Genomic DNA, 19885 nt, shown 5'->3' with positions numbered 1-19885 from the left:
GCTCCCCCCTCTACGAGGTGCGCGTCTGCACCCTGGACGGCGGGCCCGTCCGGACCGCCGACGGGTACACGATCGTCGCCGAGCACGGAGCCGCGGAGCTCGCGTGGGCGGACACCGTCGTCGTCCCGCCGACGCACGAGCTGCGCACCCTCGCCGAGGAGGGCTCGCTGGGCGCCGTCCTGGCCGAGGCACTGGGCCGGGTTCGGCCCGAGCCGCCGGTTCTCGTCGAGGGCGGCGATCGCGGCCATGTCCTCGGCGTCCAGCTCGAAGCCGAAGACGTCGATGTTCTCGCGGATGCGGGCCGGGGTCACCGACTTCGGGATGACCACGTTCCCCGTCTGGAGGTGCCAGCGCAGCACCACCTGGGCCGGGGTGCGGTCGTGCTTCTGCGCGATCGCGACGATCGCCGGCACCTCGAGGAGGCCCTTGCCCTGCCCCAGCGGAGACCACGCCTCGGTGGCGATCTCGTGGCGGGCGTGCGCCGCACGGGACTCCTGCTGCTGCAGATGCGGGTGGAGCTCGATCTGGTTGACCGCCGGCACGACCGAGGTCTCGCCGATCAGCCGCTCCAAGTGCTCCGGGAGGAAGTTGGACACGCCGATGGCCTTGGCCCGGCCGTCGGCGTGGATCTTCTCGAACGCCCGGTACGTGTCGACGTAGGCGTCCTTCGCCGGCAGCGGCCAGTGGATCAGGTACAGGTCGACGTAGTCCAGGCCCAGCTTGTCGAGGGAGGCGTCGAAGGCCCGCAGGGTCGAGTCGTAGCCCTGCTCGCTGTTCCACAGCTTGGTGGTCACGAACAGCTCGCCGCGGGCGATCCCCGAGCCGGTGAGGGCACGGCCGGTGCCCTCTTCGTTCCCGTAGATCGCGGCGGTGTCGATGGAGCGGTAGCCGGCCTCCAGGGCCGTGGTCACGGCCTGCGTGGCCTCGTCGTCCGGCACCTGCCAGACACCGAATCCGAGCTGCGGCATCTGCACGCCGTTGTTCAGAGTGAGGGAGGGGACCTTGTTGTCCGTGCTCACGAGGGGTCGATCCTATCGTCGTCGGGTGGTACTCCCAGGGTCAACGATTCCGTGGCCGCTCGCATTCCGTTCCGGGAAGACTCGAACCGAGATACGCCGCGCGGACGGCCGGGTCCGCGCGGACCGCCTCCGGCGTGCCCTCGGCCAGGACCCGGCCCAGATCGAGGACGACGACCCGCGAGCACAACTCCATGACGAACGCCACGTCGTGCTCCACCAGCAGGACGGCGCAGCCCTCCGTACGCGCCGTCCGCCGGAGCACCTCGGCGAGCCGGACCCGCTCCCCGGCGGTGGTGCCGGACGCCGGCTCGTCCAGGAGGAGCACACGGGGCGGGTCGGCGAGGGCCCGCGCGAGCTCCGTCATGCGGGCCTGGCCGACGGGCAGCGTGCCCGCGTACTCCCCGGCCGCGGCGTCGAGCCCGCACGCGTGCAGCACGGAGGCGGCCCGTTCCCGGTGACCGTGCGCCCCGGACCGCCACTCCCGCGCGACGACCAGGTTCTCCTCGACGGTCAACTGACCGAAGAGCTGGCGGCGTTGGAAGGTGCGACGGACGCCGTGCCGGGCGCGCCAGACGGGCGAGCGGCGGGTGACGTCCCGGCCGTCGAGCAGCACCCGGCCGCCGTCCGGCCGCCGGATCCCGGACAGCACGTCGAACAGCGTGGTCTTGCCCGCGCCGTTCGGCCCGATGAGGCCGCAGATCTCGCCGGGACGGACGGCCACCGACACCTCGCGCAGGGCCCGGACCCCGCCGAAACGGACGCCGACCGAGGACGCCTCCAGCACCGGGGCGGGTTCGCTCATCGTCGTGCCCCCTTTCCCAGGTAGGCCTCGGCGAGCCGCTCGGGGTCCACCTCGTCCCGAGGCCCGGACCAGGTGACGCGGCCCTGCGCGAGGTACGCGACGCGGTCGGCGATGCCGAGCACCCCGGCCGCCTTCTCCTCGACCAGGAGCAGCGCGGCGCCGTGGCCGCGGAGCTCGGCGAGGAGACCGAAGACCTCCTCCGCGACCCGCGGTGCGAGACCGAGGGAGGGCTCGTCGGCGACGAGGAGGGCGGGCGGGCACTGGAGCAGCGGAGCGAGCGCGAGGAGCTGCTGCTCGCCGCCGGACAGACTGCCCGCGTGCACGGTGCGGCGGGCCGCGAGCGCCGGGAACCGTTCGTACACGGCCTCCCGGTCGGCGCGGTCCGTCAGCTGCAGCGCCAGGTTCTCCTCGATGGACAGCCCGGCGAAGATCCCCCGGCCCTCGGGGGCCAGGCGCACGCCCCGCCGGGCCCGGGCGACGGGCGTGTCCGCCGCGGCGGGCCGGCCGAGCACGGCGACCTCGCCCCCGTCCGGCCGGACGACCCCGGCCGCCACCTGGCAGAGCGTGGACTTCCCGGCCCCGTTGGGCCCCAGCAGGACGACCACCTCGCCGCGGCGCACCCGCAGGTCCACGCCCTGGAGCACCGGCACGCCGCCGTACCCGGCCCACACCCCGGCCAGTCGCAGCGCGTCGCCCGCCGCCGCGGCACCCTCGTCGGACGGCCCCGCCCCGCCTGCGGTGGCGGCGACCGGTCCGGCGGCGACCGGGACGGCCGGGGACGGCACGGTGCCTGCCGCGAGCGCCGCACCCGGCGCCGTCGGGGACCCGCGGCGCCGCGCCCGCGCCGCCCGGCGGGACGGCCAGGCCGCGCAGTAGCCGTCCGGGTCGTTCGCCAGCGCGAGCCCCGCCAGGCCGAAGAGGATCACCGGCAGGTGCGCCGAGGACGTGACGTACGTCGTCAGGACGTGCGGGGCCACCGCGAAGACCAGACCCGCCACCACCGCGAACTGCGGTCGCCGGACACCCGCCGCGACCACCACCGCCAGCCACACGAGTCCGGTCATCGCCGTGAAGTCCGTCGCCGTGATCCGGGTGTTGTACGAGGCGTACAGCACTCCGCCGAAGCCCGCGAGCCCCGCCGACACCGTGAAGACCAGCAGTTTCGTCCGCACCACCGACACGCCCACCGAGGCCGCGGCCTCCGGCGCCGAGCGGACCGCCAGCATGGCCCGGCCCCACCGGGAGTCCCGCAGCCGCGTCAGCAGCCACACCGCCGCCGCGCACAGCACCACCAGCGCGACCCCCATCGCCCGGTCGTCGCCGAGGTCCACCGGCCCGGCGACCGGACGCGGGATCTCCCAGCCGGTGTCCCCGTTGCGCAGCCACCGGAACTGGAAGAGCACCTGGTCCGCCAGGAAGGCCAGGGCCAGCGTGGCCAGCGCCAGCGAGCGGCCCCCCAGCCGCAGCGCCGGCAGCGCGACCACCGCGCCCAGCAGCGCCGCCGCCACCGTCCCGGCCGCCGCGGCGGCCACGAAGGGCCAGCCGTGGCTCAGCAGCAGCCCCGCCACCAGCGCCGCCCCCATCACGAAGGTGGCCTGCGCCAGCGACACCATCGCGCCGAGACCGGTCACCACCGTGAACGACATGAACACCAGCCCGATCGCGAGGCCCTGCGCCAGGGTCCCGCTCCAGAAGGGCGTGGTGACGGTGTAGAAGGCGGTGGCGAGCAACGCGCCGGCCGCGGCCCACGGCCCCCACCTGCGGGCCCGGCCCCTGCCCGCCAGGTAGTCGGCCGGCGGCGGATCGGCCGCCGCCGTCCCCGCCGCCCGCCGCCGCCGGGCGAGCACCACCAGTCCGCCGAAGAGGATCAGGAACGGCACCGCCGTACGGAAGCCGGTGATGCCCTCGGCGAAGGAGGCGTAGCCGGCGACCAGGTTCTGCAGCACCCCGAGCCCCAGGCCGCCCGCGAACGCGAGCGGCACGGACGCGAAGCGCCCGAGCACGGCGGCCGTCGCGGAGACGAACAGGAAGAGGGTGTAGTCGTGGGCCGACAGTCCGAGGAGCGGGGTCGCCAGCACCCCGGCCAGCCCCGCGAGCCCGGACGACAGCATCCAGGCGACCGAGGACAGCCGGTCCGCGTCGACGCCCCGCAGCTCCACGAGCGCGCGGTCGTCGACCGCGGCGCGCAGCCGCAGGCCGAGCCGGGTGTGCCGCATCAGCACCCACAGCGCGGTGGCCGTGCACGCCGTCGCGACCCAGGTGATCAGCTGGTCCGAGTCGATACCGACGCCGTCCAGCGGCTGCCAGGACACGGCCGGGCTCGGCCCCACACCGGGCAGCCCGAACTGGTTCTCCGCCGGCAGGACGGGCGCCCCGGCCCGTTCCAGCAGCTCGACCACCCACAGTCCGGCCGCCGGCAGCGCGACGAGCAGGCCGATCGTGGCGACGATCTGCGCCGTCTCGCCGACCCGCGCGAGCTTCCGGAACATCAGGCGGTCCAGGCCCCGACCGAGCGCCGGGGCGACGACGAGGACGAGCAGCAGCGCCGTCGGGACGGCCGGCCAGCCGAAGCCGGAGTGGAGTTCGTAGTAGGCGAGCGCGCACAGGTAGGCGGTCGCCCCGTGCGCGAAGTTGAACAGGCCGGAGGCGGAGTACGACAGGACGAGCCCGGTGGCGAGCAGCGCGTACAGCGCGCCGGAGACCAGGCCGCTCAGCACGAAGCCCAGCAGGTCACCCATGGCCGGCACCGGCTACCGGAAGGGGATCGGCGGGTAGCACCGGAACGGCACGGCCACCTCGTACCGCCCGTTCCTCAGCCGTACCAGCGCGCCGCAGCCGAAGCTCTCCTTCCGGCCCTTGGGCTCCGCCCGGTCGCCGACCAGGGTGCCGGTGTCCGAGAAGCCGTCCGCGGCCCGCTGGAAGGACGCGGCGGTCAGGTCCTTGCCGGCGGCGGCCGCGATCGACAGGAAGAGATCGGCGGACATGTACCCCGTCATCATGTGCATGTTGAGAGGCACGTCCCTGCCGCCGGCCGCCTTGCGGATGTCCGCCTTGAACCGCCGCATCGCGGGGCTGTCGGACTCGAACGGCTGGAACTGGAGCAGCACGTGCACCCCGTCCAGCGCCTGCCGGGTCGCGTCCTTGGCGAGCAGCCCGGGGTCGTAGTCCGTGGGGTCGGAGATGACTCCCCGGTAGCCGGACCGCTTGAGCGCCGTGAACAGGCCGATGTTGTACGGGGTCTGCATCACCGAGACGACCGCGTCGGGTGCCGTGCCGCCGGGACCGGAGCGCAGGATCTCCTTGGTGTAGGCGGACCAGTCGCTCGGCACCGAGGTCGCCGGCACGACCGCCTTCGCGTACGGGACGGCGAATCCGGCCGCCTTGAAGCCCTGGGTGAAGGTGCGGATGCCGAAGGTGCCGGCGTCGTTGTCCCCGGCGATCAGCGCGACCGACCGTCCCTTCGCCCCGCCGAGGACCTGCGCGATGCCCTCCGGCCAGGTCTGGTTGAGGGTGCCGCCGGGGGTGGGGACGAGGCAGCCGTTGAAGCCGTAGATGTGCTCGGGGCCGCAGAAGGAGGGGAGCGTGCCCCAGCCGACGGTGGGCACCCGTTGCCCGTCGAGGAAGTCGGCACCGGAGAAGGCGACGGAGCTCATGGGGGAGACCGCGAAGACCTTGTCCTGCTGGACGAGCTTGCGGGCCGCGGCCAGGTTCCTCGCCGGGTCCTGGCCGTCGTCCTCGGCGCCGAGGTAGTCGATCCTGCGGCCGTTGACCCCGCCCTCGGCGTTCGCCCGGTCGTAGCGGGCCCGGGCGCCGAGGTCGGTGTCCTTCTTCGAGTAGCCGCTGGCGCTGGTCATCGAGACGATGCCGCCGACCTTGATCGAGTCGGCGGTCACTCCGCGTGCCGAGGTGCCCGGCCGTGCGTCGGAGGTGCCGGAGCCGCCCGACCCGCCGCCGGTGGAGGCGGAGTTGCAGGCGGTGGCGAGGAGCAGGGCCGCTGCGGCGGCGGCGAGGGTGCGGATCGGTCGCGACACGGTCGGTCGTCCCTCCGTCGGGTGACCGCATTCTGTGACCGGGCTGATGAAGCGTCAATAACTGATGCACCGTCAATTGACGGACTATCAGAAACCTGCGCCGGTAAGGGACTCAGCCGTACAGCGCCTCGACCTCCGTCGCGTACGCCTTCTCGATCGCCTTCCGCTTCAGCTTCAGCGAAGGGGTGAGGAGGCCGTGCTCCTCGCTGAAGGGATGCGCCAGGATCCGGAACGTGCGGATGGACTCCGCCTGCGACACCAGGGTGTTGGCGGCCACCACCGCCCGCCTGATCTCGGTCTCCAGGCTCGGATCGCGCACCAGGTCCGCCGGGGGCATCGGAGGGCGTCCCTGGATCGACAGCCAGTGCTCCACCGCCTCCTGGTCCATCGTCACCAGCGCCGCGATGTACGGCCGGTCGTTGCCCACCACGATGCACTGCGCGATCAGCGGATGCGCGCGCACCCGCTCCTCCAGTCCGGTGGGCGACACGCTCTTGCCGCCCGAGGTCACCAGGATCTCCTTCTTCCGCCCGGTGATCGTCAGATAGCCGTCCTCGTCGAGCATCCCCAGGTCGCCGGTGGCGAGCCAGCCGTCGTTCAGCACGGCGGCCGTGGCCTGCGGGTTGTTCAGGTACCCCGAGAAGACGTGGCCGCCGTGCAGCCACACCTCCCCGTCCTCCGCGATGTGCACCGTCGTCCCCGGGACCGGCTGCCCCACCGTCCCGTACTTCGTCCGCTCGGGCGGGTTCGCCGTCGCCGCCGCCGAGGACTCCGTCAGGCCGTACCCCTCGAAGACGGTCACCCCCGCGCCCTCGAAGAACAGCCCGAGCCTCCGGTCCATCCCGGAGCCGCCCGACATCGCGTGCCGGACCCGGCCGCCCATCGCCTCCCGGACCTTGCCGTAGACCATCTTCTCGAAGAACTGGTGCTGCATCCGCAGCCCCGCCGACGGCCCCGGACCGAGGCCGAACGCCTTGTGCTCCAGCGCCTCCGCGTACTTGACCGCCACGTCGACGGCCTTGTCGTAGGGGCCCGCCTTCCCGTCGGTCTCCGCCTTGCGGCGCGCCGCGTGGAACACCTTCTCCAGGACGTAGGGGACGGCCAGGATGAACGTCGGCCGGAAGGCGGCGAGGTCCGGCAGCAGCGCGGCCGCGTTGAGCGCCGGCTGGTGCCCCAGCTTCACCCCGCCCCGGATCGCCGCGACCTCCACCATCCGCCCGAAGACGTGCGCCAGCGGGAGGAAGAGCAGCGTGGACGCCTCGTCGCCCGGCTTGGAGTGGAAGACCGGCTCCCAGCGTCCGATCAGCATGTCCGTCTCGAACATGAAGTTGGAGTGGGTGATCACGCAGCCCTTGGGGCGGCCGGTGGTGCCCGAGGTGTAGATGACCGTGGCGACGGAGTCGGGAGTGACCGCCCGCCGGTGCCGGTGCACCACGTCCTCGTCGATCTCCGCCCCGGCCGCCACCAGCTCGGCGACCGCGCCGTCGCCCGAGTCCAGCTGCCACAGCCGCTGGAGCCGGGGCAGCCGGTCGATGACCGAGCCGATGGTCATGGCGTGGTCCTCGTGCTCCACGACGCACGCCGTCACCTCGGCGTCGTGCAGCATCCAGTAGACCTGGTCGGCGGAGGACGTCGGGTAGATCGGCACGGACTGGGCGCCCAGGGTCCACAGGGCGAAGTCGAACAGCGTCCACTCGTAGCGGGTCCTCGACATGATGGCGACCCGGTCGCCGAACCGGACGCCGTGGGCGATCAGGCCCTTCGCGAGGGCGAGCACCTGGTCCCGGAACTGGGCGGACGTGACCTCCCGCCACTGCCCCGCGGCGTCCTTCCGGCCGAGGGCGACCCGGTCCGGGTGCTCTTGGGCGTGGTCGAACACGGCGTCCGCCAGACCGCCGACCTGAGGCGCCGCCTCGACGGGCGGCACGGTGAACTCGCGCAATGACCTGCTCCTCGACCGCTCGTTGTCGCGCTCCGTACGGCGCGGGTGACGGTACCCCACCCGACTGCCGGGCGGGAGGGCCTTCACCAAGCCGGGACATTGGGCGTTGTCACAGGTCAGGGGCGCGGGAGCAGGTAAGTGGCGGCGGCCCGGGCCTCGTTACTGACTGTTCGGTAAGCAGGCCGGGCCCGAATCTCCACGGAATCTGTACCGAGCGCTCACTCGCCGTCCCGAGCCGGGGCGGAGCGGGGCCCGACGCGGTCGAACGGCGAGGTGGGGGCCGGGGCGGGGCGCCCGGCGGACCGTCCGCGATCAACGCGGACGGTGCAGGCGGTCACCGCCCGCCAGGATCGCCGCTGCCAGCGCGTCGGCCGCCTCCTGAGCCGCCCCGCGCCGCCGCCCCTTGCGCAGGACGAAGTCGACCTCCCCGAGATCCGGCAGCCCCGCCCGGGCCGGCACGGGCGTGAGCCCCGGCGGGACCAGGCCGCGGGTGTGGGCCATCACGCCGAGACCGGCGCGCGCCGCCGCGACCGTGCCGCTCAGGCTCGTACTCGTGCACACGATCCGCCAGGCCCGGCCCTGCGCCTCCAGCGCCTCGAGGGCCCGGGCGCGGGTGATGCCCGGCGGCGGGAAGACGATCAGCGGCACCGGGCGGTCCGGATCGAGCCGCAGCTGCGGCGACCCGATCCAGATCAGCGTGTCCTGCCAGACCAGCTCGCCGCCGCTCTCCTCGGCCCGCCGTTTCGCCAGGATCAGGTCCAGCCGTCCCGCCTCCAGGCGGGCGTTCAGCGTCCCGGACAGCTCGACCGTGAGCTCCAGATCCACCTCGGGGTGCTCGCGCCGGAACGACTCCAGGATCTCCGGCAGCCGGGTCACCACGAAGTCCTCCGAAGCCCCGAACCGCAGCCGCCCCCGCAACCGCGTCCCGGTGAAGAAGGCCGCGGCCCGCTCGTGGGCCTGCAGGATCGTCCGGGCGAAGCCGAGCATCGCCTCGCCGTCCTCGGTGAGCTCCACGCTGTGCGTGTCCCGGGTGAACAGGGGCCGGCCCGTGGCCTCCTCCAGCCGTCGCACGTGCTGGCTGACGGTCGACTGCCGCAACCCGAGCCGCCGCGCGGCCTGGGTGAAGCTCAGCGTCTGGGCGACCGCGAGGAAGGTGCGCAACTGGGACGGTTCGTACACGCCTCCGAGGCTAGGGGCTGCCCGGGCCATCTCCGAGGATCGGCCCGCTGCGCCGGACGTGGTGCCTCGCGCGGCGGCCGGCGGGGTGCCGMCGCGCCCGGGCCGAGGCGGCCCATCGCGAAACGTGATGACAGTCAGAACGCTGTACGGGATTCCCGATCGCAGGCGCCCGGAGCAGGATGGGAGGGTGCCGGCACGGCCGGGCGCGCCGGCCCCCGCCGAGCCGCGCGAGCCGTCGGGCCGGTGCGGCCGCCCGGCGCGGCGCGACCCCGAACGAGCGAACAGAGCAGTGGAGACCATGAGCCGCCGTACGACCCTCCTGCCGTCCCGGCTGCCGCTCGATCCGTACATCCTGGCGCTGCTCGGCACGGTCGGCGTCGCGGCCCTGCTGCCCGCCTCGGGGACGGCGGCGGACCTCGCGGAGGGCGCGTCGACGGCGGCGATCGCGCTGCTCTTCTTCCTCTACGGCGCCCGGCTGTCCACCCGCGAGGCACTCGACGGACTCCGGCACTGGCGGCTCCACCTGACGGTCCTCGGCGCCACCTTCCTGGCCTTCCCGCTGCTCGGCCTCGCCGCCCGGGGGCTCGTTCCGGCCGTTCTCACGCCCGCGCTGTACGGCGGGTTCCTCTTCCTGTGCCTGGTGCCCTCCACGATCCAGTCCTCGATCGCGTTCACCTCGATCGCCCGCGGCAACGTGCCGGCCGCGATCTGCGCGGGCTCCTTCTCCTCCCTCGCCGGCATCGTGCTGACCCCGCTGCTCGCCGCGGCCCTGCTCGGCGGCGACGCGGGCGGCTTCTCCACGGACTCCCTGCTGCGGATCGTGCTCCAGCTGCTGGTCCCCTTCCTGGCGGGGCAGCTCCTGCGCCCGTGGGTGGGCGGATTCCTCGCCCGGCGCCGGAAGGTGCTGGGGTACGTCGACCGCGGTTCGATCCTCCTCGTCGTCTACACCGCCTTCAGCCAGGGCATGGTCGCCGGGATCTGGCGCCAGGTCACCCCCGCACGGCTGGGGCTGCTGCTGGCCGTCGAGGCCGTGCTGCTCGCGGTGATGCTGACGCTGACCTGGTACGGGGCGAGGCGGCTCGGCTTCGGCCGGGAGGACCGGATCGCCGTACAGTTCGCCGGCTCGAAGAAGAGCCTGGCCGCGGGACTGCCGATGGCGAGCGTGCTCTTCGGGGCCCACGCCTCGCTGGCCGTCCTGCCGCTGATGCTCTTCCACCAGATGCAGCTCATGGTCTGCGCGGTCATCGCGAAGCGCCGTTCCCGCGACCCCGAGGAGCCGGCCGCCGCCCGCGGTGCGGGCGACGGAGCGGACCGGGTGACGGTCCCGGACCCGGCCTGATCGGCACCCCACGTCCCGACCCCGGTGCCCGACCCCGGTGCCCGACCCCGGCGTTCGGCACCGGCGTTCGGCGTCGGCGGGATCACACACGGTCCGCGCCGCGATGATCAACGAGCCCGCTACGGTGCTTCCATGACCGCACTCGATCCCCGCCGCGCGGCGCTCGTCCTCGTCGACCTGATGGAACGCATCGTCGCGCTGCCCCTCGCCCCCCGTACCGGATCCGATGTCGTCACGGCCGCGACCCGGCTCGCCGACACCTTCCGGGCCGCCGGCGCACCCGTCGTCCACATCCGGGTCGAGCGTCCCCACGTCGACACCCAGCCCCCCGGCAGCGAACTCGTCCCCTCCCTCGTCCACGAGGGCGACCACGTCGTCGTCAAGCGGACCATCGGCGGCTTCCAGGGCACCGGACTGCACGAACTCCTCGCCGAACGCTCCGTCTCCACCGTGGTGTTCGGCGGCATCGCCACCAACCTCGGCGTCGAGTCCACCGCCCGCGCCGCGGCCGACCTCGGCTACGACCTGGTCTTCGCCGAGGACGCCATGGCCGCGCTCACCGCCGACGAGCACCACGCGTCGGTCACGCTCGACTTCCCCCGCCTCGGCACCGTCGCCGAGAGCGCGGCGATCACCCTGGACGGGAAGCCCGAGTGAGCCCGGTCCCGATACGTTACGGAGCCCGCCCCTGCTCCCTCGTCGTCTGCCGTGGCTGCTGCTGCGGCGACGCCGGCAAGAACCCCGGCATCGACCACGCCGGCCAGCTCGCCCGGCTCCGCCGCGCCGCGGCCGACTCCGGAGGCCGTCTCGCGGTCCGCGTCAGCGACTGCCTCGGCCCCTGCGCCCAGGCCAACGTGGTGGTCGTCCAGCCGTCCACGGAGGGCCGGCGGCGCGGTGGCAGGGCCGCGTGGATCGGCTTCACCGCGGACGACGACTGCGTCGACGACATCCTCGCCTGGACGGCGGCGGGCGGCCCCGGCATCGCCGAACCCCCGGCCACCCTCACCCTCCAGATGATCGACCCGCCGGCCGAGGCGAAGCGCCGCGCCCGCTGACGCGCCCACCCGGGTGCGGCCACGCCGGGTCCGCCGACCACCGCGGCCCGCACCCGGGGCGAGGGTCCCGGACCCGGACACCGGCCGGACCAGGCGCCGTTCCTCGTTCGCGGCCCGTCAGCTCCGGGAGGCCGCCGTCCCGAGGGCGATCCGGTGCTCGCCCGCGTACACGTTCATGTCGGCGCCGCGCAGGAAGCCCACCAGCGTCAGCCCCGTCTCCGCCGCCAGGTCCACCGCCAGCGACGACGGTGCCGAGACCGCCGCGAGCACGGGAATGCCGGCCATCACCGCCTTCTGCGCCAGTTCGAACGAGGCCCGGCCGGAGACCAGCAGGACCGCCCGGTCCAGGGGCAGCAGATCCTCCCGCAGCGCCCGCCCCACCAGTTTGTCCACCGCGTTGTGGCGGCCCACGTCCTCGCGGACGTCGAGCAGCTCGCCGTCCTCGGAGAACAGCGCCGCCGCGTGCAGGCCGCCGGTCCGGTCGAAGACCCGCTGCGCGGCCCGCAGCCGCTCCGGAAGCAGCGACAGCAGCTCCGGCGCGAGGCGGACCGGGGGAGCGTCGGCGATCGGGAACCGCGTCGTGGTCCGCACGGCGTCCAGGCTGGCCTTGCCGCACAGCCCGCACGACGACGTCGTGTAGACGTTCCGTTCCAGGGTGATGTCAGGGACCGGGACACCGGGCGCCAGCTGCACGTCCACCACGTTGTACGTGTTCGTGCCGTCGTCCTTGGCGCCCGCGCAGTAGACGATGTTCCGGACGTCGGCGGCGGCGCCGAGCACGCCCTCGCTCACCAGGAACCCGGCGGCCAGGGCGAAGTCGTCGCCCGGCGTACGCATCGTGATGGCGAGCGGCCGGCCGTTGAGCCGGATCTCCAGGGGCTCCTCGGCGACCAGGGTGTCGGGACGCTCGTTCACGGCCCCGCCCCGGATCCTGATGACGCGTCGTCGTTCGGTGACCCGTCCCATGGTGCCTACACCCGATTCTGTACGTGCGGGAGACCCGCGGCGGAGCCCTCCCTGGATCAGGCAGGAGCGACGAGACCCTCCCAGGGCGGCGCTGACCTCGACGCCCCATTGTCCTGCACCCCGGGGGAGCGGACGAACCGGGCCGCGGGGCGGGTACGAGCGAGGCCCGACGGGCGCGCGGTCGACGCCGTGCCCGCATGGCCGTTGTCACGGTCGCCCAACAGGTTCGGGTGAATCTTGGTGGTTTACGTGTCCTGTTACCCATGAGTCGCTGGCAAGACTGTGTGGTTCCTGCACTTTCGAGCTCCTAGGGGGTCCCGGGCATGACCGGCACTCGTATCGCCGCGCTCGGGCACTATCAGCCCGCGAAGACACTGACCAACGAGGACCTGGCCGCGCTGGTCGACACCAGCGACGAGTGGATCCGGAGCCGGGTCGGCATCCGCACCCGGCACGTCGCCGGGCCCGACGAGCCGGTCGACGAGCTCGCCGCGCACGCCGCGGGCAAGGCGCTGGCCACCGCCGGACTCGGCCCCGAGGACATCGACCTCGTGCTGGTCGCGACGTCCACGGCGATCGACCGTTCGCCGAACACGGCCGCCCGGGTCGCCGCCCGGCTCGGCATGCGCTCGCCCGCCACCCTCGACCTCAACGTCGTCTGCGCGGGATTCACCCACGCGCTCGCCACCGCCGACCACACGGTGCGGGCGGGCGCGGCCCGCCGCGCGCTGGTGATCGGCGCGGACAAGATGACCGAGGTGGTGGACTGGAGCGACCGCACGACCTGCGTCCTGGTGGGCGACGGCGCCGGCGCGGCGATCGTCGAGCCGGTGCCGGAAGGCCGGGAGCCGGGCATCGGTCCGGTCCTGTGGGGCTCGGTCCCGGAGATGGGCCACGCCGTCCGCATCGAGGGCACCCCGCCGCGCTTCGCCCAGGAGGGCCAGTCGGTCTACCGCTGGGCCACCCAGCAGCTGCCCGCGCTCGCCCGGCAGGCGTGCGAGCGGTCCGGCCTGACGCCGGAGGACCTCGCGGGCGTGGTGCTGCACCAGGCCAACCTGCGGATCATCGAGCCCCTCGCCGCGAAGATCGGCGCGGTCAACGCGATCGTCGCCCGGGACGTGGTCGAGTCCGGCAACACCTCGGCCGCCTCGATCCCGATGGCCCTGTCCAAGCTGGTCGAGCGCGGCGAACTGCCCTCCGGCGCCCCCGCGCTGCTCTTCGGCTTCGGCGGCAACCTCTCGTACGCCGGTCAGGTCGTCCGGGTCCCCTAGGGCGTGTGGCGGAAGGAGCGCCGTCCGCCCGGAGGGCGGGCCTCGCGACGCCTGGCGCGTGCGATCGCAAGGCGGAGGGTCGCCCTCGTACCGGGCTACTCGGGCGATCCCGACAACGCGGCGTGGGGGCACCTCCCGTGCCGAAAGGCCACGGGGGAGCGTGCCAGGCGTCGTGGGGCAGGCGGGACCTTCGCAACACGCCCCAGGCCCCGCCCGGGCGTCCGCCCCGCTTCTCGCCGGTTCCGCCGGGCTTCTCCGCCGCCCGCCGAGCCGGACCGATCGGCGGGACACCCCCTGAGGGTGGTCCGGTGCTCCGTCCGGCGGAGCCCGGTGGCGGCGTGCCCTGGGGCGGCCTAGCTTCGATCGCGGTGAGGGTCGTCTCCTGACGTATGCGGAAAATCCCGCACGGGACCCTCGCGTGATCTGGAGGACCGTCATGCGCGCGATACGCGTCGCTTCCGCCGCCCTGCTCGCCACCGTGGCCCTGTCCCTCGTCACGCCGCCCGCGCTGGCCGACGAGGTGCCCGTGGGCGACGTCCCGGGCAGCGGCGCCACCGGCGACGGCGGAACGGCGAGCGGCGGCACGGGCACCGGCGGCACCGGAGGCGCGGTCACGGGAGGCGCCGGCGACGGCGCTGCGGCGCACGGCACCGGGAGTGACGCGGCGGACGGCACCGGCACCACCCCCGGTCTCCCCGGCACCGGCCCCGGTACTGCGGGTCTCCCCGGCACCGGCACCCCCGGGACCGGCACCGGAACCGGCGGCGCGGGGGCCGACGGCACCGGAACGGACGGCACCGGGAGCGACATCACCTCGTTCGGCTACTCGGTGACACCGGCGAAGATCGCCCCCGGCGGCACGGTCACCCTCAAGTCCGACGGCTGCGAGGTGCCGTCCGTGACGGTCACCTCGGGCATCTTCGACACCGTCACGCTCGACGGGGGCGGCCAGGGCACGGCCGTCGTCGACGTCGAGGCCAGGGTGGACGCGCAGTACGAGGTGACCTTCGACTGCAAGGGCGAGCGCGGTACCGCCATGCTCACCGTCGCCCGCGACGCGGGCGGTCACACCGGCACGACGACCGGCACCGGTGACACCGGCGCCCACCGAGGAGTCCGGGCCGGCTTCGGCAGCGGCTCCGCGGGTGCCGGCGGCCTCGGCACCGCCGAGGTGGCCGCGGGCTCCGCGCTGATCGCGGGCGCGCTCGGCGGAGGCGGCGTCCTGCTGATGCGCCGCCGCCGCGCCGCCGGCCGCGGCTGACGGCGGTACCGGCGGAAGCGGCCCCTCCGCCCCGGGGTGACGAGGCCCGGGGCGGAGGGGCGTCATCGCGCGGGCGGCCGGGTTCGGGCCGCCCGCGAACGGCGAGCGGGAAGGGAACGGTACGGATCGTGCAGGGGCAGAGGGGCGTGGCCGGCCGCGGCGCCTGGGGCGTCGTGATCGTGGTGCTGCTGATCGGTGTGCACCTCGTGCGCACCGGGACGGCGGAGTGGCGTGCCGACCGGCCGCCGCCGCAGCCCCTCGCCGCCGCGGCCCCCGACTCACGCGCCGCCGCGGCCGGCCACGCCCCTCTGCCCCTGCACGATCCGTACCGTTCCCTTCCCGCTCGCCGTTCGCGGGCGGCCCGAACCCGGCCGCCCGCGCGATGGGGCATCGACGCCCCGGTCGTCGGCGTCGGCCTCGACGGCCGCGGCGGTATCGACACCCCGCCGGCCCGGGACCGGAACCTGGCCGGCTGGTTCACCGGCGCCGTCACACCGGGGGAGAAGGGGACCGCCGTCGTCGTGGGCCATGTCGACACTCCGGCCGGCCGGGCCGTCTTCTTCGACCTCGGGGCGCTCCGCAAGGGACAGCGCATCGAGGTCGCCCGCCAGGACGGCCGCACGGCCGTCTTCTCCGTGTACGGCGTCGAGGTCGTCCCCCAGGAGGGCTTTCCCGCCGAACGGGTCTACCGGCCCGCCGCCGCGCCCGAACTGCGGGTCCTCACCTGCGGGGGCCGCTTCAGGGAGGGCACCGGCTACGACGGCAACGTCGTCGTCTTCGCCCGCCTGGCCGAGGTCCGCCCCGCGCCGGCCGCTCCCCGCGAGGCCCGGCCCGAACCGGTCCGCCCCGCCGGGGTCCACCGGGCCGCCGTCTGAACGCTCCCCGATCGGCTTTGTCCTCAGTCGGGAAGAAGTCGTGATGGATTGCTGCGCAAGTCCTTCCCACTCCGGTACACCGCTGCTACGTTCCCCTCGAAAGCACGACGGAACGCCGGCCGACTTCGACAGGGGAGGGGCGCGTGAGACGCATGACGGCACGACCTGCCAACGCGCACCAGGCGCGACTGCTCCGGCTGCTGCGCGACGGAGGTCCCAACTCCCGCGCACAGCTGGGCGATCAGATCGACCTCTCGCGTTCCAAGCTCGCCGTCGAGGTCGACCGGCTCCTGGACACCGGCCTCGTCGTCGCGGACGGCCTCGCCGCCTCCCGCGGCGGCCGCCGGTCGCACAACATCCGGCTCGCCCCCGAACTCCGCTTCCTCGGCATCGACATCGGCGCCACGTCCATCGACGTCGCCGTCACCAACGCCGAGTTGGAGGTGCTCGGGCATCTCAACCACCCGATGGACGTCCGCGAGGGGCCCGTCGCCATCTTCGAGCAGGCCCTGTCGATGGCCGCCAAACTGCGCGCCTCCGGGCTCGCCGAAGGCTTCGACGGCGCCGGCATCGGGGTCCCCGGCCCGGTCCGCTTCCCCGAGGGCGTCCCGGTCGCCCCGCCGATCATGCCCGGCTGGGACGGCTTCCCCGTACGGGAGGCCCTCAGCCAGGAACTCGGCTGCCCCGTCATGGTCGACAACGACGTGAACCTGATGGCCATGGGGGAGCAGCACGCCGGCGTCGCCCGCTCCGTCGGAGACTTCCTCTGCGTCAAGATCGGTACCGGCATCGGCTGCGGCATCGTCGTCGGCGGTGACGTCTACCGCGGGACGACGGGCAGCGCCGGCGACATCGGGCACATCCAGGTCGAACCCGACGGCCGCGCCTGCGCCTGCGGCAACAAGGGCTGCCTGGAAGCCCACTTCAGCGGCGCCGCCCTCGCCCGCGACGCCGAGGACGCGGCACGCGGCGGCAGGTCGGACGAGCTCGCCGCGCGCCTCGCGGCGAACGGCCGGCTCACCGCCGTGGACGTCGCCGCGGCCGCCGCCGCCGGCGACGCCACCTCGCTCGACCTCATCCGTGAGGGCGGCAACCGGGTCGGGCAGGTCATCGCCGGACTCGTCAGCTTCTTCAATCCCGGTCTGGTCGTGATCGGCGGCGGGGTCACCGGCCTCGGTCACAACCTCCTCGCCAGTATCCGCACCCAGGTCTACCGGCAGTCCCTCCCCCTGGCCACCGGCAATCTCCCCATCGTGCTCGGCGAGCTGGGCCAGACCGCCGGCGTCACCGGCGCGGCCCGCCTCATCAGCGACCACCTCTTCTCCCCGGCGTAGCGCCCGCCGCGACGGCTTCCCGTACCACCCCGCCCCCGGGCCGGCGGTGGCACGGCGATCCCGGCCGCCCTCCGGACGCACGCGCCGGTCCGACCTCAACCCGCCCACTCAGGCGCCACCCGCACCCGCCGAGGGGAAGTCCGCCATGGCTTCAGAACCGCCTCCGCACGCTCCCGCACCCCCGCCCCTGCTCACCATGTCCGGCATCACCAAGTCGTTCCCCGGCGTCCGCGCCCTGGACGGCGTCGACCTGGAGGTCACGCCCGGCGAGGTGCACTGCCTCCTCGGCCAGAACGGCGCCGGGAAATCCACGCTGATCAAGGTCCTCGCAGGCGCCCACCAGCCCGACGACGGGCAGATCACCTGGCGCGGAGACCCCGTCCGGCTCCGCTCGCCGATCGCCGCCATGCGCCTGGGCATCGCCACGATCTACCAGGAACTCGACCTGGTCGAGGGGCTGTCCGTGGCGGAGAACGTGCACCTCGGGCACGAACCGACCACGGCCGGCTTCGTCGTCCGGGGCCGCGCCGCCCGGGCCTCGGCCGCCCGGCTCCTCGCCCGCCTCGGACATCCCGAGATCGACCCCGCCCGCCTCGTCGGCGACCTCTCCGCCGCCCAGCAGCAGATCGTCTCGATGGCCCGCGCGCTCTCGCACGAGGTACGCCTCATCGTGATGGACGAGCCGTCCGCCGCACTCGACCCCGACGAGGTCGACAACCTCTTCCGCATCGTCGCCGGCCTCACCGCCGACGGGGTCGCCGTCGTCTACATCTCGCACCGCCTGGAGGAGATCCGCCGCATCGGGGACCGGGTCACCGTCCTCAAGGACGGCCGTGCGGTGGCGGGTGGACTGCCCGCCGCGTCCACCCCGACCCGGGACATCGTCGCCCTGATGACCGGCCGGAACGTCGAGTACGTCTTCCCCGAGCGCCCCGCCGGGCCGCCTTCCACCGCCCCCGTCCTCCAGGTCCAGGGGCTGTCCAGGGAGGGCGAGTTCGCCCCCCTCGACCTGGAGCTGCGGCCCGGCGAGATCGTCGGACTGGCCGGACTCGTCGGCTCCGGACGCTCCGAGATCCTGGAGACGATCTACGGGGCCCGCCGTCCCGGCACCGGCCGGGTCCTCGTCGACGGCCGGCCCCTGCGCCCCGGCAGCGTCCGGGCGGCCGTACGCGCCGGCCTCGGTCTCGCCCCCGAGGAGCGCAAGGCACAGGGACTCCTGATGCTGGAGTCGGTCACCCGCAACGTCTCCGTCTCGTCGCTCGCCCGCTTCTCCCGCGCCGGCTGGATCGACCGTGCCGGCGAACGCGCGGCCTCCCGCGCGGCCACCCGGGAGCTCTCCCTGCGGCCCGACAACCCCGACGCCCCGATCCGCACGCTCTCCGGCGGCAACCAGCAGAAGGCCGTACTCGCCCGCTGGCTGCTGCGCGGCTGCCGGGTCCTGCTGCTCGACGAACCCACCCGCGGCGTCGACGTCGGTGCCCGGGCCGAGCTCTACGCCGTGATCCGCCGCCTCGCCGACGACGGCCTCGCCGTCCTCCTCGTGTCGAGCGAAGTGCCCGAGGTCCTCGGCCTCGCCGACCGCGTCCTGGTCCTCAGGGAGGGCAGCGTCGTCCACACCGCGCCCGCCCGTGACCTCGACGAACACCGTGTCCTCGACCTCGTGATGGAAGGGAGCCCGACGTCATGACGCTGTCCACCGCCAAGAACACCCCCGCACCCGCGCAGGAGGGCGGCCGGCGCCCCCTCGGTCTCCGGGCCGACGTCCGCAACCTCTCCCTGCTCGGCGTACTCGCCGCACTGATCGCGGTCGGCGGCATCACCAGGCCGGACGAGTTCCTGGCCGGCTCCAACCTCCAACTCGTCCTGACCCAGGCGTCCGTGATCGGCGTCGTCACCGTCGGCATGACCTTCGTCATCACCAGCGGCGGCATCGACCTGTCGGTCGGCGCGATCGTCGCCCTCGCCTCCGTGTGGGCCACCACCGTCGCCACCCAGGAGTTCGGCTTCGCCGGCATCCTCTTCACCGCCGTGCTCGTCGGTCTCGGCTGCGGTCTGGTGAACGGCCTGCTCGTCGCCTACGGCGGCATGGTCCCCTTCATCGCCACCCTGGCCATGCTCGCCTCCGCCCGCGGCCTCGCCCTCCAGATCACCGACGGCCGCACCCAGATCGTCACCGTCGACTCCGTGCTCGACCTCGGCATCCCCGACGCGTACCTGCTCGGCATCCCGCCGCTCGTCCTCGTCTTCGCCGCGGTCACCGTCGTCGGCTGGCTCGTCCTCAACCGGACCACCTTCGGCCGGCGCACGGTCGCCGTCGGCGGCAACGCCGAGGCCGCGCGCCTCGCCGGCATCGACGTACGGCGCCAGCGCCTCTACCTCTACCTGCTCTCCGGACTGTGCTGCGGCATCGCCGCGTTCCTGCTGATCATCCTGTCCGGGTCCGGCCAGAACACCAACGGCAACCTGTACGAACTCGACGCCATCGCCGCCGCGATCATCGGCGGCACCCTGCTCACCGGCGGACGCGGCACGATCGTCGGCTCGGTCCTCGGCGTCCTGGTCTTCACCACCATCACCAACATCTTCGCGCTGAACAACCTCCAGAGCGACGTCCAGCAGATCGCCAAGGGCGCGATCRTCGTCGCCGCCGTCCTGGTCCAGCGCCGCACCGTGCGGGGCGGCGAGGGCTGACCCGCGTCCCTGAACAACCTCCAGAGCGACGTCCAGCAGATCGCCAAGGGCGCGATCATCGTCGCCGCCGTCCTGGTCCAGCGCCGCACCGTGCGGGGCGGCGAGGGCTGACCCGCGTCC

General features: G+C 74.0%; 15 protein-coding genes and 2 pseudogenes. 9 read left to right on the top strand and 8 right to left on the bottom strand.

Features of this window, described 5'->3' with window-relative positions; all coding sequences use genetic code 11:
- Nucleotides 1–191: 191 nt before the first annotated feature.
- The 7 genes and pseudogenes from EAO71_RS05545 to EAO71_RS05520 form a co-directional block, all read right to left on the bottom strand.
- Nucleotides 192–968 (bottom strand): annotated as a pseudogene (locus EAO71_RS05545) (aldo/keto reductase); the annotation flags it as partial.
- A 91-nt stretch (nucleotides 969–1059) separates the two neighbouring features.
- The gene (locus EAO71_RS39915) at nucleotides 1060–1212 is read right to left on the bottom strand and encodes an ABC transporter ATP-binding protein C-terminal domain-containing protein (RefSeq protein ID WP_410093954.1); all 153 of its coding nucleotides are present in this window, start codon (nucleotides 1210–1212) and stop codon (nucleotides 1060–1062) included.
- A gap of 120 nt (nucleotides 1213–1332) precedes the next feature.
- A pseudogene (locus tag EAO71_RS39910) lies at nucleotides 1333–1743 on the bottom strand (ATP-binding cassette domain-containing protein); the annotation flags it as partial.
- Nucleotides 1744–1817: 74 nt separating this feature from the next.
- The gene (locus EAO71_RS05535; RefSeq protein WP_147976627.1) at nucleotides 1818–4559 is read right to left on the bottom strand and encodes an ABC transporter permease subunit; all 2742 of its coding nucleotides are present in this window, start codon (nucleotides 4557–4559) and stop codon (nucleotides 1818–1820) included.
- A 12-nt stretch (nucleotides 4560–4571) separates the two neighbouring features.
- Nucleotides 4572–5852 carry an ABC transporter substrate-binding protein gene (locus tag EAO71_RS05530; RefSeq protein ID WP_147976626.1) on the bottom strand — a complete coding sequence of 427 codons (1281 nt, stop codon included), beginning with the start codon at nucleotides 5850–5852 and terminating at the stop codon, nucleotides 4572–4574.
- 112 nt (nucleotides 5853–5964) lie between these two features.
- A complete protein-coding gene (locus tag EAO71_RS05525) occupies nucleotides 5965–7794 on the bottom strand; it encodes an AMP-dependent synthetase/ligase (RefSeq protein ID WP_147976625.1) in 1830 nt (609 codons plus the stop codon).
- 312 nt (nucleotides 7795–8106) lie between these two features.
- Nucleotides 8107–9003, bottom strand: a complete 897-nt coding sequence (locus EAO71_RS05520; protein WP_147976624.1) for a LysR substrate-binding domain-containing protein — start codon at nucleotides 9001–9003, stop codon at nucleotides 8107–8109.
- A 268-nt stretch (nucleotides 9004–9271) separates the two neighbouring features.
- Between EAO71_RS05520 and EAO71_RS05515 the strand changes: the two genes are divergently transcribed.
- The 3 genes from EAO71_RS05515 to EAO71_RS05505 all read left to right on the top strand — a co-directional run bounded on the left by EAO71_RS05515 (nucleotide 9272) and on the right by EAO71_RS05505 (nucleotide 11367).
- The gene (locus EAO71_RS05515) at nucleotides 9272–10312 is read left to right on the top strand and encodes a bile acid:sodium symporter family protein (protein ID WP_147976623.1); all 1041 of its coding nucleotides are present in this window, start codon (nucleotides 9272–9274) and stop codon (nucleotides 10310–10312) included.
- Between the two features lie 132 nt (nucleotides 10313–10444).
- Nucleotides 10445–10969: an isochorismatase family protein gene (locus tag EAO71_RS05510; protein ID WP_147976622.1), complete on the top strand. Its 525-nt coding sequence runs from the start codon at nucleotides 10445–10447 to the stop codon at nucleotides 10967–10969.
- Nucleotides 10966–11367 (top strand): (2Fe-2S) ferredoxin domain-containing protein, encoded by a 402-nt coding sequence (locus EAO71_RS05505; protein ID WP_147976621.1) that lies wholly within the window; start codon nucleotides 10966–10968, stop codon nucleotides 11365–11367. The genes EAO71_RS05510 and EAO71_RS05505 overlap by 4 nt, the downstream gene beginning before the upstream one ends.
- A gap of 117 nt (nucleotides 11368–11484) precedes the next feature.
- Here EAO71_RS05505 and fdhD read toward each other — a convergent pair whose 3' ends face one another.
- Complete coding sequence (fdhD, locus tag EAO71_RS05500) at nucleotides 11485–12333, bottom strand: formate dehydrogenase accessory sulfurtransferase FdhD (protein ID WP_147976620.1); 849 nt, start codon at nucleotides 12331–12333, stop codon at nucleotides 11485–11487.
- Nucleotides 12334–12656: 323 nt separating this feature from the next.
- On the opposite strand from fdhD, the gene EAO71_RS05495 reads away from it, so the two are divergent.
- The 6 genes from EAO71_RS05495 to EAO71_RS05470 all read left to right on the top strand — a co-directional run bounded on the left by EAO71_RS05495 (nucleotide 12657) and on the right by EAO71_RS05470 (nucleotide 19765).
- Nucleotides 12657–13604: a beta-ketoacyl-ACP synthase III gene (locus tag EAO71_RS05495; RefSeq protein WP_147976619.1), complete on the top strand. Its 948-nt coding sequence runs from the start codon at nucleotides 12657–12659 to the stop codon at nucleotides 13602–13604.
- A gap of 436 nt (nucleotides 13605–14040) precedes the next feature.
- The gene (locus EAO71_RS05490) at nucleotides 14041–14865 is read left to right on the top strand and encodes a hypothetical protein (protein WP_147976618.1); all 825 of its coding nucleotides are present in this window, start codon (nucleotides 14041–14043) and stop codon (nucleotides 14863–14865) included.
- Between the two features lie 128 nt (nucleotides 14866–14993).
- The gene (locus EAO71_RS05485) at nucleotides 14994–15740 is read left to right on the top strand and encodes a class F sortase (protein ID WP_261992016.1); all 747 of its coding nucleotides are present in this window, start codon (nucleotides 14994–14996) and stop codon (nucleotides 15738–15740) included.
- A 152-nt stretch (nucleotides 15741–15892) separates the two neighbouring features.
- Nucleotides 15893–17074 carry an ROK family transcriptional regulator gene (locus tag EAO71_RS05480; RefSeq protein WP_147976616.1) on the top strand — a complete coding sequence of 394 codons (1182 nt, stop codon included), beginning with the start codon at nucleotides 15893–15895 and terminating at the stop codon, nucleotides 17072–17074.
- Between the two features lie 196 nt (nucleotides 17075–17270).
- Nucleotides 17271–18761 carry a sugar ABC transporter ATP-binding protein gene (locus EAO71_RS05475; RefSeq protein WP_187282570.1) on the top strand — a complete coding sequence of 497 codons (1491 nt, stop codon included), beginning with the start codon at nucleotides 17271–17273 and terminating at the stop codon, nucleotides 18759–18761.
- Nucleotides 18758–19765: an ABC transporter permease gene (locus tag EAO71_RS05470; protein WP_147976614.1), complete on the top strand. Its 1008-nt coding sequence runs from the start codon at nucleotides 18758–18760 to the stop codon at nucleotides 19763–19765. The genes EAO71_RS05475 and EAO71_RS05470 overlap by 4 nt, the downstream gene beginning before the upstream one ends.
- Nucleotides 19766–19885 lie beyond the last annotated feature (120 nt).

It is taken from the genome of Streptomyces sp. MS191, from assembly GCF_008042125.1.
Taxonomy (GTDB): Bacteria; Actinomycetota; Actinomycetes; order Streptomycetales; family Streptomycetaceae; genus Streptomyces.
Note: the sequence above shows the minus strand (reverse complement) of the source record. Positions and strands in the feature narration are given on the sequence as shown.